16 protein-coding genes are annotated in these 15,761 nt (G+C 60.8%); 6 read left to right on the top strand and 10 right to left on the bottom strand.

Annotated features, from left to right (window positions below):
* Positions 1-8: 8 nt before the first annotated feature.
* The 6 genes from ACXAF5_RS00670 to hslO all read right to left on the bottom strand — a co-directional run bounded on the left by ACXAF5_RS00670 (position 9) and on the right by hslO (position 7,966).
* Positions 9-1,253, bottom strand: a complete 1,245-nt coding sequence (locus tag ACXAF5_RS00670; protein WP_474945172.1) for a class I SAM-dependent RNA methyltransferase — start codon at positions 1,251-1,253, stop codon at positions 9-11.
* A 58-nt stretch (positions 1,254-1,311) separates the two neighbouring features.
* A complete protein-coding gene (locus ACXAF5_RS00675) occupies positions 1,312-3,156 on the bottom strand; it encodes an ABC transporter ATP-binding protein (protein WP_474945173.1) in 1,845 nt (614 codons plus the stop codon).
* Complete coding sequence (locus ACXAF5_RS00680; protein ID WP_239364396.1) at positions 3,153-4,991, bottom strand: ABC transporter ATP-binding protein; 1,839 nt, start codon at positions 4,989-4,991, stop codon at positions 3,153-3,155. The genes ACXAF5_RS00675 and ACXAF5_RS00680 overlap by 4 nt, the downstream gene beginning before the upstream one ends.
* A 235-nt stretch (positions 4,992-5,226) precedes the next feature.
* On the bottom strand, positions 5,227-6,387 hold the full coding sequence (locus ACXAF5_RS00685; protein ID WP_474945174.1) for a CCA tRNA nucleotidyltransferase: 1,161 nt from the start codon (positions 6,385-6,387) through the stop codon (positions 5,227-5,229).
* The gene (locus tag ACXAF5_RS00690) at positions 6,384-6,983 is read right to left on the bottom strand and encodes a CoA pyrophosphatase (RefSeq protein ID WP_474945175.1); all 600 of its coding nucleotides are present in this window, start codon (positions 6,981-6,983) and stop codon (positions 6,384-6,386) included. The genes ACXAF5_RS00685 and ACXAF5_RS00690 overlap by 4 nt, the downstream gene beginning before the upstream one ends.
* A gap of 5 nt (positions 6,984-6,988) precedes the next feature.
* The gene (hslO, locus tag ACXAF5_RS00695) at positions 6,989-7,966 is read right to left on the bottom strand and encodes an Hsp33 family molecular chaperone HslO (RefSeq protein WP_474945176.1); all 978 of its coding nucleotides are present in this window, start codon (positions 7,964-7,966) and stop codon (positions 6,989-6,991) included.
* Between the two features lie 76 nt (positions 7,967-8,042).
* Here hslO and ACXAF5_RS00700 point away from each other — a divergent pair, with 76 nt between their 5' ends.
* Positions 8,043-8,486 (top strand): NUDIX hydrolase, encoded by a 444-nt coding sequence (locus ACXAF5_RS00700; protein ID WP_474945177.1) that lies wholly within the window; start codon positions 8,043-8,045, stop codon positions 8,484-8,486.
* A gap of 6 nt (positions 8,487-8,492) precedes the next feature.
* Here the strand turns inward: ACXAF5_RS00700 and ACXAF5_RS00705 are convergent, their stop codons facing one another.
* Positions 8,493-9,764: a PP2C family protein-serine/threonine phosphatase gene (locus ACXAF5_RS00705; protein WP_474945178.1), complete on the bottom strand. Its 1,272-nt coding sequence runs from the start codon at positions 9,762-9,764 to the stop codon at positions 8,493-8,495.
* A 172-nt stretch (positions 9,765-9,936) separates the two neighbouring features.
* Here ACXAF5_RS00705 and ACXAF5_RS00710 point away from each other — a divergent pair, with 172 nt between their 5' ends.
* The gene (locus tag ACXAF5_RS00710) at positions 9,937-10,260 is read left to right on the top strand and encodes an Hpt domain-containing protein (protein WP_239322296.1); all 324 of its coding nucleotides are present in this window, start codon (positions 9,937-9,939) and stop codon (positions 10,258-10,260) included.
* A 6-nt stretch (positions 10,261-10,266) separates the two neighbouring features.
* On the opposite strand, the gene ilvA is transcribed toward ACXAF5_RS00710, so the two are convergent.
* Positions 10,267-11,493: a threonine ammonia-lyase IlvA gene (gene ilvA / locus ACXAF5_RS00715; protein ID WP_474945179.1), complete on the bottom strand. Its 1,227-nt coding sequence runs from the start codon at positions 11,491-11,493 to the stop codon at positions 10,267-10,269.
* A gap of 77 nt (positions 11,494-11,570) precedes the next feature.
* Positions 11,571-12,374, bottom strand: a complete 804-nt coding sequence (locus ACXAF5_RS00720) for a hypothetical protein (protein WP_474945180.1) — start codon at positions 12,372-12,374, stop codon at positions 11,571-11,573.
* Positions 12,375-12,467: 93 nt separating this feature from the next.
* Between ACXAF5_RS00720 and ACXAF5_RS00725 the strand changes: the two genes are divergently transcribed.
* The 4 genes from ACXAF5_RS00725 to ACXAF5_RS00740 all read left to right on the top strand — a co-directional run bounded on the left by ACXAF5_RS00725 (position 12,468) and on the right by ACXAF5_RS00740 (position 15,019).
* A complete protein-coding gene (locus ACXAF5_RS00725) occupies positions 12,468-13,691 on the top strand; it encodes an argininosuccinate synthase (RefSeq protein WP_239322293.1) in 1,224 nt (407 codons plus the stop codon).
* 1 nt (position 13,692) lies between these two features.
* Complete coding sequence (locus ACXAF5_RS00730) at positions 13,693-14,151, top strand: DUF1810 domain-containing protein (protein ID WP_474945181.1); 459 nt, start codon at positions 13,693-13,695, stop codon at positions 14,149-14,151.
* Positions 14,152-14,272: 121 nt separating this feature from the next.
* Positions 14,273-14,650 (top strand): DUF1036 domain-containing protein, encoded by a 378-nt coding sequence (locus tag ACXAF5_RS00735; RefSeq protein WP_239322396.1) that lies wholly within the window; start codon positions 14,273-14,275, stop codon positions 14,648-14,650.
* Between the two features lie 87 nt (positions 14,651-14,737).
* On the top strand, positions 14,738-15,019 hold the full coding sequence (locus ACXAF5_RS00740; protein ID WP_474945182.1) for an SCP2 sterol-binding domain-containing protein: 282 nt from the start codon (positions 14,738-14,740) through the stop codon (positions 15,017-15,019).
* Between the two features lie 11 nt (positions 15,020-15,030).
* On the opposite strand, the gene ACXAF5_RS00745 is transcribed toward ACXAF5_RS00740, so the two are convergent.
* On the bottom strand, positions 15,031-15,744 hold the full coding sequence (locus ACXAF5_RS00745; protein ID WP_474945183.1) for a sulfotransferase-like domain-containing protein: 714 nt from the start codon (positions 15,742-15,744) through the stop codon (positions 15,031-15,033).
* Between the last annotated feature and the right edge of the window lie 17 nt (positions 15,745-15,761).

A 15,761-nucleotide genomic window follows, 5' to 3' on the forward strand; every position in this document is an offset into this window, starting at 1 on the left:
GGCAGGTTTCACGATAGGGTCAGACTTGCTGCAAGCTCCGTATGCGATGACCAGCGGAACTGGTCAACGACCTGTACCCAATTCAGCGTATAGCCCGCGTTAACAAGCCGTTCCGCATCCCGGGCAAAGGTGATCGGATTGCACGACACATAGGCGATGGTCGGAATGCGGGCCTGCGCCAGCTCCATCACCTGCGCCTCTGCACCAGCGCGCGGAGGATCGATCACGACTGCGTCGAACTCGGCACCAAACGGTTTCAGGTCTTCGGGCAACATCGGGTTGCGGAACAGATCGCGGGTTTCGGTGGTGACTTTCTTCAGCCCCTTCGCCTTGCGCCAGCCCAGCTCCAGCGCGCTCAGCATATCGCCTTCGCCCTCGACGGCATGCACCTCCGCCGCACGGGCCAAGGGCAGGGAAAAGGTTCCGCAGCCGGCAAAGAGATCGACCAGCCGGCGGGCGTCTCCGACGATGTCCTGCACGGCCTCGACAAGCGCGGCCTCTCCCTGCGGTGTCGCCTGCAAGAAGGCACCGGGCGGCGGGCAGACACGGGCGGGTCCAAAGCTCTGCACCGGCGGCTGCTCCATGCCGACAGGTTCGTCATCCCACGTCAGCCGGGCCAGCCGATAGCGCTCAATCGCCTGCGCCAGCTCTATCCGCAATGTGCCATCCAAGAGCTTGCCATTGCGCACCAGAACATCGAGACCGGCATCGGAACTGGTCAATGTCACAGACAGCGGCGCCTTGCGGCTTGCCCCGATCACCGCGAGCTCCTCGGCCATAGGCAGCGCGGACAACAACTCCGGCGCCAGCAGCTGGCACTCCGGGATTTCAGTGATGATGTCGGACGCGCGGCCATGGAACCCCGCCATCGCCCCTTTCTTTGTGCGCTTGACCGAGAGCACCGCGCGGCGGCGGGACCGGGGGGGCGACGTCTTGATCGGGCGAAAATGCGTCTCTAACCCGCGTGTTTTCAGGGCCTGACGGACAACATCCGTCTTCCAGTCGGCGACAAACCCGTCGCTTGCGTGTTGCAGCTGGCAGCCGCCACAGGATTTGTAGTGGCGACAGGGCGCTTGTACGCGGTGCTCCGAGGGGGTTTCGATCCGGATATCCGAAAGCACTTGCCCCTCCACCCGGCCGGACACGATTTCTCCCGGCAGGATGCGTGGCGCGTAAAGGGGACCCGGGGCGATTCCATCTCCCTGGTGTCCCAAACGTGTGATCGTGGCTCTGGTTCTGGCTGCGTCTGTCATGCCCCCTGCCTTAGCGCGGAGTGCGCTTGGGCAAAAGACTGAAACGCACCCCGGGGGCCTATTGGGCCGCCGCCGCCGACTCCTCCTCGGTGCGAATGAACCCGCCGGATTGCCGGCTCCAGAACTGCGCATAAAGCCCGTCTTGCGCCAGCAGGCTTTCATGGCTGCCCTGTTCGACAATGCGTCCTGCATCGACGACGATGATCCGGTCCATCTCCGCCAGGGTCGACAAGCGGTGCGCGATCGCCAGCACGGTCTTGCCTTCCATGACCCGGGTCAGAGCCGACTGGATCGCGGCCTCAACCTCGGAATCGAGCGCCGATGTCGCCTCGTCCAACACCAGGATCGGCGCATCCTTGAGAATGGCGCGGGCCAGCGCGATGCGTTGCCGCTGCCCCCCCGACAGCTTGACCCCGCGTTCGCCAAGAAAGGCCTCGTAGCCTTCCCGACCCTGACCGTCCTGCAACTCCGTGATGAAGTCATGCGCCTCCGCGGCCTTGGCGGCGGCGATCACCTCCTGTTTGCTGGCGTCGGGCCGACCATAGAGGATGTTCTCCATCGCCGAGCGGTTGAACATCGCCGTTTCCTGGGTGACCATCCCGATCTGGCTGCGCAACGAGTTCTGACTGACCGAGGAAATATCCACATCGTCGATCAGGATACGGCCCTGTTCCGGCTCATAGAGGCGCAGGAGCAACGAAACCAGGGTGGATTTTCCCGCCCCCGATGCGCCCACAATGCCGAGCTTTTCGCCCGGCTTGATGGTCAGGGACAAATCGGCGATCCCGCCGATGTCGCGCCCATAGGTGAACCGCAGATCATCGAAGGTGATCGCTCCATCGCGCACCATCAGGTCCTTGGCGTCGGCGGCATCTTCGATCCGGTCCGGTCGCGCCAGCGTCTTCATCCCGTTTTCGATCTCGCCAATGTTGGAATAGATCCCCATCAGGGTGAAACTAACCCATCCGGTCATTTGCGCAATCCGGATCGACACCGCACCGGCAGCAACGATGTCGCCCTCGCTGGCCCCGCCCCCCTGCCACAACCAGAGCGTCGCCCCGATCAGCAACACTGGCAACACGCCGGCCAGCGTCATCAGGCAGAACCGGAAGGACGCGGAAAGATATCCGAACTCCAGCGCCTTGTCGCGAAAGGTCACCATCGCATCCTGAGCGCCGCGCTCCTCATGGTCGGCATGCGCAAACAGCTGAACAGTCTTGATGTTGGTAATCGTATCCACAACCTGGCCGGTGACATTAGCCCGCGCGCCTGCGCGACCGGCGGAGCGTTGGCGAATCCGCGGCAGGAACCAGCGGATCATCGCAAAATAGGCCGCCAGCCAGATCAGAAACAGCAGCGTGATGCGCAGATCGACGGCCCCCAGCAATATCAATGCCCCCGCAAGCGACGCCAGCGCAAAGGCAACAACATTGATGATCTCGACGACCACCGTGGTGACCGCGGTTGCCGTCTGCATCTGCTTTTGGGCGATGCGGCCTGCGAAGTCATCATCGAAGAACCGCACCGATTGCCCCAGCGTCCAGCGATTGAGGCGGGATAAAACGAGCGGGCTGACATTGGGTTGCACGATGATCCCGTTCGACGCCGCCGAAAGGCCGAACAGCAACGGGCGGACCAGGATGAAGAAGGCCAGCGCCGCCACGATGACCACCGTATTGGTGGCAAAGAACCCCTCCGGGCCGCTGGCAATGGCAGTATCGATCACCAGACCGAGGATATACGCCGTCCCTGCCTCCATTCCGCCCGCCAACGCCGAGCAGACCGCGGCAACCAGCAGCATCGGCCAGGCCCCCGACAGGCACCAGCGCATAAACGCGCGCAACGTCTGCGGCGGTGGACCATCAGCCGGTTGGAAGGCGTCGATCAGATTTCCAAGCTTCATTCTGCTGCCTCTATGTTCAGGAATCCTCCGGACTGGCGCGCCCAGAATTGTGCATATAGGCCATTCGCCGCCAAAAGCGCCTCGTGCGTGCCCGCTTCGACAATTTTTCCCTGATCCAGAACCAGAATCCGGTCCATCTGCGCAATGGTGGACAGGCGGTGCGCAATGGCGATCACCGTTTTTCCCTCCATCATGCCGTAGAGCGTTTCCTGAATCGCGGCCTCGACCTCGGAGTCCAGCGCCGAGGTGGCTTCATCCAGCAACAGAATCGGGGCATTCTTCAGGATCACCCGTGCCAGCGTCACCCGCTGCCGCTGACCGCCAGAGAGCTTCACTCCGCGCTCACCGACATGGGCATCATAGCCGGTGCGGCCCTGCGGGTCTTCGAGATCGAGAATGAAATCATGGGCATGGGCCTTGCGCGCAGCGGCGATCATCTCCTGTTCGCTGGCGTCCGGCCGACCATAGAGCAGGTTATCCCGCACCGATCTGTGCAGCAACGAGCTGTCCTGCTGCACCATACCGATGTTCTGGCGCAGACTGTCCTGCGTCACGGTGGAGATGTCCTGACCATCGATCAGGATACGCCCGCTTTCGATATCGTAGAACCGCAACAGCAGCTTGACCAATGTCGACTTCCCGGCACCCGAACGTCCAACCAGGCCGACCTTTTCGCCCGGCTTGATCGTCAGATCCAGCTGGTCAAGCCCTCCGGCACCACGTCCATAGTGATGCGACAGCCCATCAAAGGTGATCTCGCCCTTTGTCAGCTGCAGCGGTGTGGCCCCTTTGGCATCGACCAGCTCGATCGGCTGCGCGATGGTTTCCATCCCTTCGGACACCACACCGAGCTGACGGAAGAAACTGGTCAGCGCCCACATGATCCAGCCGGTCATCGAATTCAGCCGCAGGGTCAGCGCCGTTGCAGCAGCAACAACCCCGACAGAGGCTAGCCCCTGCATCCAGAGGGCAATCCCCCAGCCCACAACGCCGACGATCAGCAGGCCATTCAGCATCACCAGGGCACCGTCCATGATCGTGAAGATCCGCATTTCGGCCTGAAAGGTGGTGCGGGTTTTCTCGATGGCGTCGCGGGCATAGTCCAGTTCGCGATCATGATGGGCAAACATCTTGACCGAGTGGATATTGGAATAGCTGTCCACGACGCGCCCGGTCACGGTCGAGCGGGCATCAGAGGCCGCCTGGCTTGCGGGGCCAACCCGCTTTACCGTCCAGCGGATCAGCGCCCCATAAAGAACAAACCAGATCACCAGCGGCAACAGCAACCTGGGATCTGCGCCCCACAGCAACAGCGCCGCCCCCACGAGATACGCAAGGGCAAAGGTAATGGCGTCAAAAACCTGAAACACCACTTCTCCGGCCGCCGGTGGGGTCTGCATGATCCGGTTGGCGATACGCCCGGCAAAGTCATTCTCGAACCAGCCAACGGATTGGCGCAGCACGTGCTTGTGCGCCCGCCAGCGGATCAGGGTGCCAAAGTTGGGCAGGATGGTGTTGTTCAGGAGCAGCACATCAACCAGCTGAAGCGCCGGACGCACCAGCAGAATGAACAGTGCCACCAGGATCAGTTCGGTGCCATGACGGGCCCAAACATCTTCGGGAGACCCGGCAAGAAGATCGACCACCCGCCCCATGTATGAAATCAGACCGATTTCGATGGCGGCAACAACGATCGACATCAGACCAGCAGCCCAGAACACGGATTTAAACGGCCGCGCGTAGTCCCGCATGAACGGCCAGAGCCGGGTCGGCGGAGTGTCCGTTTCCGGATAGTCGCAATAGGGGTTTATGAGGTTTTCAAAGAATCGAAACATGGTGTTGCTCCGTCAATTCGAGCAAAGAATTAAGAGAAAATGCGATGCGCATGGCAAAAGGCGGTGACCGAGGCCCCCGACCTACCCTACGGGCGGGACTCGGATGTCAATCGTCGTTCCAGATCCCGTAATGCATCAGCATTCCTCCGGCCAGTTCCGTTTCACGCTTTATGGGTAGCGCGAGAAAACGGCTTTGTCACGCCCCCGGGGTCATGAAGATTTCCTGACACCCGGGTCAGCTCAGATCGGGCAGGCGCTGCAGGAGCGTCTCTCTGTCGGATTCAAAACCGCTTGCGATCCACTCCGCCTCAAGCGTCCTGAGCGCACGGCCCAGGGCGGCCCCCTGCACGACCGGCATCAAATCCTGCGCGCTGATCGGAAAGGACGCGGTGGCACCCCGGTCAATATCAGTGTCTAATGTGGGCGAAACAGTCGTTTCCAGCAGCGCGGCGCGCAACAGCATGGCACGCTTCGCGATCTGCGCATCATGTCGGTACGCAAGCTCTGCCGCGCTTGTGCCGTCCGTTGCCAACTCGCGCAGGAGCGCAACGCGCGTCGCCGAAGCCTTGCTCAGGCGCAGGGCGTCCCGTGGCTGATCACCGCCCAGCGCTGCAAGGCGGAGTTCCGCCTCGACCGGCAAACCGACCTCCAGATGGATCAGGGGCGCGAGGGCACGATCATCGGCACCGGGCAGGATCTGCGCCAACACGCCGATCTGACGCATGGTCGCAACCGAGGGCGCGGGATTGACCGCAGCCAGCAGCTTCATCATCTCGGCTCCGACCCGCTCACGCGACAGCTCCGCAAGTCCGTCTTGCGTCTCGGCGATGGCGCCCAGCGCCTCGGGATCAAACCCCTCGTCCGCGTCGCCATACCAGCTGTGAAACCGAAAGTAGCGCAGGATGCGCAGATAATCCTCGCGAATACGCTGGCGGGCCTCGCCGATAAACCGCACCCTGCGCGCATACAGGTCATCCAGACCGCCCAGCGGATCGACAATCTCGCCATCCGGGCGCGCATAAAGCGCGTTCATGGTAAAATCACGCCGTCGCGCATCCTCGGCCATATCGGTCGCAAAGGCCACAACGGCCCGACGCCCATCGGTCGCCACATCCTTGCGGAACGTGGTGACCTCATGCGGGACACCTTCGGCCACGACCGTCACCGTCCCATGATCGATTCCGGTCGGGATCGCTTTGAGGCCGGCGTCGGCCGCGATCCGCATCACACGCGATGGCGCGACATTGGTGGATAGATCCAGGTCCGAGGTCGGTTCACGCAGCAGCGCATTGCGCACGCAGCCCCCGACAAAGTAGATCTCTGCCCCCGCATCAGTCAGCGCCGCGCAGACCGCGCGGGTGGAGGGCGTATGCAGCCAGGGCTCATCGATCTTCATTGCAGGTCCATCATCGTCGCAAAGCCTCGCAACATGCGCGCAGTTGCCCCCCAGATGTAATAGGGGCCGAAGGGCGCTGTAAAATAATGCCGCCGCGTGCCGCGCCACCGGCGCGATTGTACCTGATAGCGTTCCACATCAAGCACATGTGCAAGCGGCGCGCGAAAGATCTCGGCGACCTCGCCCGCTTCGGCACGCGCGTCAAAGGGCCGCTCGATCAGGGCGATCACAGGTGTGACCTGAAACCCGGTCACGGTTTCATGACACGGAAGATGTCCGAGGACCCGCGGCAAAGCCCGTGGGAGTGCGACCTCCTCCTCGGCTTCGCGCAGCGCGGCATCCGTGACATCCCGATCACCGGCATCAACCTTGCCACCGGGAAACGCGATCTGGCCGGGGTGATGTTTCAGCGCCGATGACCGTTTCGTCAGGAGGACCTGCGGCTCGGCGCCATATGTTTCGATCCCGACCAGCACGCCGGCCGGGCGCAACCTGCGGCCCTCCGGCAGGACGGTATCCGGATTGAGGTCGAAATCAGACGTCGCCGTCTGTGCGCGGGCCAGCGCCTCGGCAATCTTCTCCGCAAGCGCTGACACGGGGTTCACTCCTTCGTGGCATCAAAACCAAGCGTGGCGGGATCGAGATCGTAATGCGCCCCGCAGAACTGACAATCCGCCGTCACCCGGCCCTCTTCGGTGGTCATCGTTTCGATGTCCCGGGCCGAGTAGATCGACAGGCTTTGCCGCACACGGTTCTCCGAACAGGTACAGCCAAACCGCACGGATTGCGCATCATACACCCGGGGGCGTTCCTCGTGGAACAGACGCAAAAGCAACTCGCTTGGCGACACCGACGGCCCGATCAGTTCCAGGTCCTCGACCGTTTCGAGCAGGATATTGACGCGGTTCCAGTTCTCTTCTTCCTCGCCAGAGACAAGATCCGCGGCGGTCAGCACCTCACCGGTCCCCTCGCCCTGCGCCGCAAAGGGCGAGGCCTTTGGCATATGCTGCAACATGATGCCGCCCGCGCGCCAGTGCTCGGGTTTTCCCGGTTCGGAAGATTTGCCAAAACTGAGGGAGAACCGCGTCGGCAGCTGTTCGGACTGCGCAAAATAGGCTTCGGCACATTGTGACAACGAGGTCTCGGCCAGCGGCGTGATCCCCTGGTAAGGCTGCGTACCCTCGCCCTGATCAATCAGGATTGCGAAATAGCCCTCGCCCACCTGCTCAAACGGCGCGCCATCGGTTATGCGCTCGGGGTCAAAACTGGCATAGGCCCGAATACGGGCAGGCTCGCCTTCCTTTTCCGGGGCGTAGTAATCAGTCGCGATCATCCGCACCGCACCCTTGGACTGGACCTGAAGCGACAGTTTCCAGCGCAGGCTCATGGTCTGGCCGATCAGCGCAGTCAACAGCGCCATCTCGGCCACCAGGGCCTCTACCGGTTGCGGATAGTTGTGTTGTTTCAGGATGCCATCCAGCACGCCGTCCAGCCGCGCCACACGGCCGCGCATGTCGGATGCATCAAGCTGGAAGGGCAGGACGGTATCGTCCCACGCGATTTTCGTACCAAGTGTCATGGGGTTTCCTTAACGGCCGGCTATTGGCATACCGACGCTATATAGACTTTTCAGCCTCAGAGTGAAGGGGAGTCCGGTGATCAGACGGTTTGGAGAGGCACCACGCAGGGATCAGACCTACCGTCTGCGCCCCGGCGCCTATGCGTTGTTGCCACGAGATGGCCAGTTGTTGTTGACCTGTCAACATACCCCGGCACCGGACATCCAACTGCCGGGCGGCGGGATCGATCCGGGCGAATCACCGATCCCCGCGCTGCATCGCGAGGTCTATGAGGAGACCGGCTGGAAAATCGCAGCCCCGAAACGGGTCGGCAGCTTTCGCCGGTTTGTGTTTATGCCGGAATATGACCTTTGGGCGGAAAAACTCTGCCACATATATGTGGCTCGCCCGGTCTTGCGCCTTAGTGCCCCGATCGAGCCGCATCATAGTGCGCTTTGGCTCCCCACGGAGGATGCGGTCAGAGTTCTCGGGAATGCGGGAGACCAGCATTTTTCCGCGCTGCTGGCACGCTTGGGCTGACCGGCGTCAGGGCCCCTGAAACTCAAACAGGGTGGCGGATATGTCATCCTCCAGCCCCTTGTCATCGCCCATCACCTGGGTGAGGTGCCAATACAGATCGTCAAGGAATTCCTTGCCGCTCCGCTTCCGGTCGCAGCGCTTGACCAGTTCCACCAGCCCCTCGGTATCGAGCATGGAGCCATCCTTCAGATGCGCTTCGGTGAACCCGTCGGAATAAAGAAGCAGCCTGTCGCCCTTCTCCATCACGAATTCTTCCTGCTCGTAGTCCACATCGGGCACCAGCCCCACAGGAACACCGCCCCTGCCGATAAACTCCGTCGACCCATCGCGACGCAACAGGAGCGGGTGCGGATGCCCGGCCTGCACCATCTTGATCACCCCCGTGCGCAGGTCGGCGATGCAATAGGCCATGGTAAAGTATTCTTCGATGCCGGTATCGGCGATCAGGCGCGCGTTGAGCACACCCGCAACCTCTTCTGGCGGGCGCAGCGCGTAGAAGCGATTGAACTTCTTTTCCATCCCGACATTCTGATCGAAATAGGTCGAGGACAGATAACCGCCCAGCCGCGCGGTCATCATCGCCGAGGTGATCCCGTGGCCGGACACGTCGATGGAATAGAACCCCAGCCGGTTGATCCCGGGCGAGAACATTCCCACCAGGTCACCGCCGATATGGCCGCAGGGTTTCAACAGCAGATTGACCTCGGACTCTCCGAAGGAACGGGTCAGTTCGGGAACAAGCGATTCCTGGATCTTGCGCGCCTGCATCAGATCCTTGTCGATGGCGTCATATACGGTCTGCAGCTCATCCAGCGTTTCAGACACGATGCGGTTCTTCTCGAACAGCTCGCGCTGCATGCGCAGAATACGCTCCCCGGCCGAGATCCGCGCCCGCAGCTCGTCCGAGCTGACCGGCTTGGTGAGAAAATCATCCGCGCCTGCATCAAGCCCTTCGGCAACCTCGTTTTTTTCGCTCTTTGAGGTCAGCAGGATGAAATAGCTGTACGCCTCGTTCGATTTCGCACGAAAGGCCCGGCAGAACTCGATGCCGTTCATCCCGGGCATCATCCAGTCGCTGAGGATCAGGTCGGGCGGATCGACACGACAGATGTCCATTGCCTCCTCGCCGCCCTCGGCCTCGACGACGTCGAAGCCCCACTTCTTGAGCGAGGCCACGAGGATGCGTCGTTGCAAACGGCTGTCATCCACCACCAACACACGTCGGATGGACCCGCTCACAGGCACCTCTTCGCTTTCAACTGAATGCTCTGGCAGCACCGACAATCCCTCATTAACGCGGCGTGTCCCCTCGTGACCTTCTTAGAAAACACTTGATCGGCTTAATAGCTGATGAAGAATAAAATTTTACTCAAGTTTTTTTCCTTTACTATACTTTTACCCGATTTGACATAGGATACGCGCGTCTCCCCCGGAAGTTTGGAAGAAGACGATGATTGACTGGCCACGTGTACGCGAATTGAAAGACGAAGTCGGCGAAGACGGCTTCGAAGAGGTGATCGAACTGTTCCTCGAAGAGGTGGAGGGCGTCATCGACAAATTGAAGTCGGGCGACCGGTCCCAGCTTGAACAGGACCTGCATTTTCTCAAGGGCAGCGCGCTGAACCTCGGCTTTCGGGATTTTTCCAACCTCTGCTTTGAGGGGGAGCGTCTGGCCGCCAACGGGCAGGACAGCACGATCGACCTGCCCGGCGTGTTCTCCAGCTATGACCTGTCTAAGGCCCGCTTCCTTGCCGAAGTGGACCAACAAGCCTGACAGGGATCAGATCACGAACTGCGCCAGCGTTTCATCGTTGGTGATATCCGTATAGGTGAAACCGGCCGCATCCAGCTGTGCAAACAGCGGTGCAAAGTTCTCCGGCCGTTTCGTTTCGATCCCGATCAGCACCGACCCGAAGTTGCGGGCGGACTTCTTCATATATTCAAACCTCGCAATGTCATCTTCGGGACCGAGGATATTGAGGAATTCCTTCAGCGCACCGGGCCTCTGGGGCAGGCGCAACAGGAAATATTTCTTCACCCCGGAATAGCGTTGCGCCCGTTCCTTGACCTCGGGCAGGCGTTCGAAATCGAAATTGCCGCCAGATGTCAGACAGACCACCGTCTTGCCCTTGATCCAGGTGCGCAGGTCGCCCAGCGCTTCCACGGCCAGTGCACCTGCGGGTTCCAGTACGATGCCTTCGACGTTGAGCATCTCAAGGATCGTGGTGCAGATCCGATCCTCGGTCATGGTCAGCACATCCGGCAACGGCACGTTGCGCAGTATGTCAAAGGGGCGTTCCCCGATCTTTCCGACCGCAGCCCCGTCGACAAAGGTGTCGACCCGCCCCAGCGGCACAGGGTGACCGGCCTCCAGCGCGGCCTTCAGACAGGCGCCCCCTTCGGGTTCCACAAACAGCGCATGCACATCCTCGCCAAAATACTGCGACACGCCTGACGACATGCCGCCGCCGCCAACCGGCAGAACGATATGATCCGGGGCCCTGCCCAGTTGTGCCTCGATCTCGACCGCGATCGACGCCTGACCCTCGATGACATCAGCATCGTCAAACGGCGACAGGAAGCAGCCGCCCTTGTCGGCACACCAGGCCTGCGCGGCGGCCAGCGTGTCATCGAAGTAGTCGCCGATCAGGTGAACCTCGACATTGTCGCCGCCGAACATGCGGGTTTTCTGGATCTTCTGCTGCGGTGTCGTCACCGGCATGAAGATCACACCGCGCTTGCCCATCTGACGGCACATATAGGCCATGCCCTGTGCATGGTTCCCGGCCGAGGCGCAGACAAACAGATCCTTGCCTGCCTGCTTGCGCATGGCATTGAGCGCGCCGCGGATCTTGTAGGAGCGCACCGGGCTCAGGTCCTCGCGCTTGAGGTATATGTCCGCGCCAAAGCGCTGGGACAGGAGTTCGTTGCGTTGCAGCGGCGTGGGCGGGAAGACATCGCGCATCGCCGCCTCGGCCGCCTTGGCCTGGGTCCGGAAGTTGGTCATGGGGATTTGGTGACCCAAAGCCGCGCCCAAGGCAAGAGGGCGCGGCAAAGCATTCCTTGGTATGCCGTCAGCGGCGCTCAGATCGGGCGTTTTTCAACGTAGTGACCGTACAGAGTGGTGAGAATACTGACCTGGATCAGGCCGAACACCACGGAGGTAAGCGCCCACCACACAACCACCACAGGTCCGGTCAGCAAGAGCAGCGATTGTTCGATCGCAAACTGCATCACGACCGTAATCAGCACCAGACCGAACACCGGGCCAAATGCATCGGATGTTGCCTTCCACGCATCGGTGATGCTCAACCGCGTCCTGCCGAGGGCAACATTGGGCAATGTGATCGACAAGCGCAGGAACACCCAGGCCGGCAACAAGGCCAGACCCGGCTCCAGGATCGGCAGGACGTGAACAAAGTTCCCGCCGAGCACGCTGGCCAGCACGGCAATCACGATCAGAACCGGGATCATCGCCAAAAGAACCAGAAGCCCGATCAGGATCCCTTGAAACGCATAGGCCAGGATACGGTCAAGATGGAGCGGCGGCAGAAATCCCGGGTTCCGCTCCTCCTCCAGGACATAGCGATGCCAGGCCACGATCGGCCACATTGAAATCAGCATGACGACAATGGCGGTCAGCAACACACTGCCCACAAGGCCGCCGCCGGGAGTGACCCCCGATGCGGCCCCGGGAGACAGGAGCGCCAACACCCCGGTTTGTTGCGCCAGAACCCCGAGGATCACGCCAACCAGCACCGTCGGCAGGAGAAAAATCCGGATGACCATTTGCCAGTTTCGCACCAACATCGACACCGCGTGTTTGAATAAATACCAGCCCGTCATGGAAATACTCCTATTGAATACAACTTGCCGTCGCCCCTTCATAACGGAAGGATTCTGGACGAAAAGCCCCGAAAACCTTGCACCCACGTGCAAAAGGCGCTACGGCGCTTGACGTTCTGACCAAGAGGAAAACCCATGTCCGCGCCCAAGAAAGTTGTGCTGGCCTACTCCGGTGGCCTTGATACTTCGATCATCCTGAAATGGTTGCAGACCGAATACGGCTGCGAGGTTGTCACCTTCACCGCCGATCTCGGCCAGGGCGAGGAACTGGAACCGGCGCGAAAGAAGGCAGAGCTTCTGGGCATCAAACCGGAGAACATCTTTATCGAGGACATCCGCGAAGAGTTCGTGCGCGATTTTGTCTTCCCGATGTTCCGCGCCAATGCGGTCTACGAGGGCCTCTATCTGCTGGGCACCTCGATCGCGCGTCCGCTGATCTCCAAACGTCTTGTCGAGATCGCAGAAGCCACCGGCGCCGACGCGGTATCCCATGGGGCAACCGGCAAGGGCAACGATCAGGTGCGGTTCGAACTCTCGGCCTACGCCCTGAACCCCGACATCAAGGTGATCGCGCCCTGGCGCGAGTGGGACCTGACCTCGCGCACCAAACTGCTGGAATTTGCCGAGGCAAACCAGATCCCGATCGCCAAGGACAAGCGCGGCGAGGCGCCCTTCTCGGTCGATGCCAACCTGCTGCACACCTCCTCCGAGGGCAAGGTGCTGGAAGACCCGGCCGAAATGGCGCCGGACTACGTGTTCCAGCGTACCGTGAACCCCGAAGACGCGCCGGATGAACCCGAATTCATCGAAATCACCTTTGAACAAGGCGACGCGGTTGCGATCAACGGTGAGGCCATGAGCCCCGCAACGATCCTAACCCAGCTCAACGAATACGGCCGCAAGCACGGCATCGGGCGTCTGGATTTTGTGGAAAACCGGTTCGTCGGCATGAAGTCCCGCGGCATCTACGAGACCCCCGGCGGCGACATCCTGCTGGAAGCCCACCGCGGTATCGAACAGATCACGCTCGACAGCGGCGCCGGCCACCTGAAGGACTCGATCATGCCGCGCTATGCGGAACTGATCTACAACGGTTTCTGGTATTCCCCGGAGCGTGAAATGCTCCAGGCGCTGATTGATGAGAGCCAGAAACATGTCACCGGTACCGTGCGTCTGAAACTCTACAAAGGCTCCGCCAAAACCGTTGGCCGCTGGTCCGAGCATTCGCTCTATTCCGAGGCGCATGTGACCTTTGAAGAAGACGCGGGCGCCTATGACCAGAAAGACGCACAGGGCTTCATCCAGCTCAATGCGCTGCGCCTGAAGCTGCTCGCCGCACGCAACAAGCGCGTGAAATAATATGGCCGGGGACGACTTCGAAGACGACTTTCCAGAGGACGATCTGGAAGAGGAGCTCGACATGTTCGTCGAGGCTCAGGACGCAGTCTGGGGCGATGTCGTGGCCGAACTCAAGGCTGGCAAGAAGACGAGCCACTGGATGTGGTTCGTCTTTCCTCAGCTGGCCAGCCTCGGGCAATCCCACATGGCGCAGCTCTACGGTCTGGAAGATCTGAAAGAGGCGCAGATCTATCTGGATCACCCGGTCCTGCGACAACGCCTGATCGAGGTCTGCGATCTGATGCTGGGTCATGCCGGCAAGGACGCCGCAGAAATTCTGGGCCCGGTGGATGCCAAAAAGCTCCGCTCGTCCATGACGCTCTTTGCTGCTGTGCCGAATGCGCCCGATCACTGCGCCCAGATCCTGCAATTGTTCTACGCCGGCGAACCCTGCTCCCATACTGCGGATGAAATCGGCTGAACTCGGCTGTTCCTGCGCAAAACGGGGCAACTTGCAAGCAAAACACCTGTCGCGCTCCGGGCAAGTTTTGCTAAGCTTGGCATGACCTGAGACACAAACCGGGAGTGGCGCAGTGAAGCCTATGATCCTCAGCGGCCTGATGCTTTGTCTGGCCTCGCCTGTGCTTGCAGATTTCAACATCTGCAACAAGACAAACAGCAAGGCCTTTGCCTCCATCGGCTACAAGGATGGCGACACATGGGTGTCAGAGGGCTGGTGGACCATCGAACCAGGCGATTGCAGTATTCCTGTCGTTGGCGATCTGAAGAACCGCTATTACTACATCCGCGCCGAGAGCGAGACCGGGAACTGGACCGGCGACTATTCCTTTTGCTACATCAATGACGCCTACACCATTCGTGGCGACGAGAACTGCACTTCTCGTGGCTACAAGACCGGAGGCTTCTTTGAGGTCGACACCGGAAATGCTCTGGACTGGACCCAGAACCTGACGGATTGAGCCGTCCCGCTGCCCCTTGGTCACGCTTGTCAGTTTGTGCCCCGACCCCCTAAGCCTGTGCGCATCACCGCAGTTGGGGGGGGCGTAATGATGGAAGAGATCGCAACGGATATTCGCAAAGGTCTGGATGGCAAAAGCTTTGACGGGTCGTTGAAGTTCGACTGTGGGTCCGAGGGCGTAATCGTTCTCGACAACGGTAATGTCACGACCCAGGAACAAGCCACCGATTGCACATTGCGCCTGAGCATCGAGAACCTGAAAAAGCTCCTGCGCGGGCAGCTGAATCCGATGACCGCCGTGATGATGGGAAAGATCAAGATTTCCGGCGACATGGCAGTCGCGATGAAGCTCGGCAAACTGATCGGCTGACCGCGGCGGGCTCAGATCTTGATCGCCCGCATCTCCTCGTAGATTTCCATCGCCTGTTCCAAAACCGGTTGCAGACGCGCCGGAACCTCGGGCAATGCGCCTTCTGGCCCGGCGAAACCGGTCGAGTTCCACACCGCCCCGTACCAATGCGGCGCCCAGACGCCGTCATCCTTGTGGCCGCCCTTCGGCCAGCTCAACATCTCGGGCGAAAACGGCAGGCCGATCGCCTCGCACAGCTGTTCCAGCTTGTCCCTGGGGTTCTGACGGATGTCATAGCTGTCGATCACCAGCGGTTTCTGTCCCCATCCGCGCACAAGCTCTATCAGCTCCATCTGCTGGCTGAACCCGATGTCGTCGAGGCCAATCTGGTCATATTTCGCGGCAAAGGAGGCGATCACCCGCGCGGGATGGCGGATGAGAAAGACATTGGTGACATCACGCAGCCACTCACGGGGCACGTCCGCGATCATGTGCTGGCACATGTGTTTCTGATAGAAATGCGGCCTGGCGCCGGGCACCGGACCCAGAAGCTGCTCTGCGACGACCGATGGATCCTGCGGTTGGCTGTCCAGAATGTCGTCGCGCATCGGATGTTCAAGGCCAGTGCGGGCCAGATAGGCGGCGTAGAACGGTTCGTCCACAACCGCGCAATCGCTGCGCGCCCCAAAGGCATACATCATGGCGGTAGACAGGTTCCTCGGTCCCGACCACATGGCAATCCGCATCACTATACTCCCTGACC

Source organism: Epibacterium sp. ABV4_022 (assembly GCF_056159345.1).

Coding starts and splice junctions, on each gene's coding strand:
- ACXAF5_RS00675 (WP_474945173.1), bottom strand. CDS start 3,156: ATGAAGCTTGGAAATCTGATCGACGCCTTCCAACCGGCTGATGGTCCA.
- ilvA (WP_474945179.1), bottom strand. CDS start 11,493: ATGACCAACTTCCGGACCCAGGCCAAGGCGGCCGAGGCGGCGATGCGC.
- ACXAF5_RS00720 (WP_474945180.1), bottom strand. CDS start 12,374: ATGAAGGGGCGACGGCAAGTTGTATTCAATAGGAGTATTTCCATGACG.
- hslO (WP_474945176.1), bottom strand. CDS start 7,966: ATGACACTTGGTACGAAAATCGCGTGGGACGATACCGTCCTGCCCTTC.
- ACXAF5_RS00725 (WP_239322293.1), top strand. CDS start 12,468: ATGTCCGCGCCCAAGAAAGTTGTGCTGGCCTACTCCGGTGGCCTTGAT.
- ACXAF5_RS00710 (WP_239322296.1), top strand. CDS start 9,937: ATGATTGACTGGCCACGTGTACGCGAATTGAAAGACGAAGTCGGCGAA.
- ACXAF5_RS00730 (WP_474945181.1), top strand. CDS start 13,693: ATGGCCGGGGACGACTTCGAAGACGACTTTCCAGAGGACGATCTGGAA.
- ACXAF5_RS00685 (WP_474945174.1), bottom strand. CDS start 6,387: ATGAAGATCGATGAGCCCTGGCTGCATACGCCCTCCACCCGCGCGGTC.
- ACXAF5_RS00670 (WP_474945172.1), bottom strand. CDS start 1,253: ATGACAGACGCAGCCAGAACCAGAGCCACGATCACACGTTTGGGACAC.
- ACXAF5_RS00680 (WP_239364396.1), bottom strand. CDS start 4,991: ATGTTTCGATTCTTTGAAAACCTCATAAACCCCTATTGCGACTATCCG.
- ACXAF5_RS00740 (WP_474945182.1), top strand. CDS start 14,738: ATGATGGAAGAGATCGCAACGGATATTCGCAAAGGTCTGGATGGCAAA.
- ACXAF5_RS00745 (WP_474945183.1), bottom strand. CDS start 15,744: ATGCGGATTGCCATGTGGTCGGGACCGAGGAACCTGTCTACCGCCATG.
- ACXAF5_RS00735 (WP_239322396.1), top strand. CDS start 14,273: ATGATCCTCAGCGGCCTGATGCTTTGTCTGGCCTCGCCTGTGCTTGCA.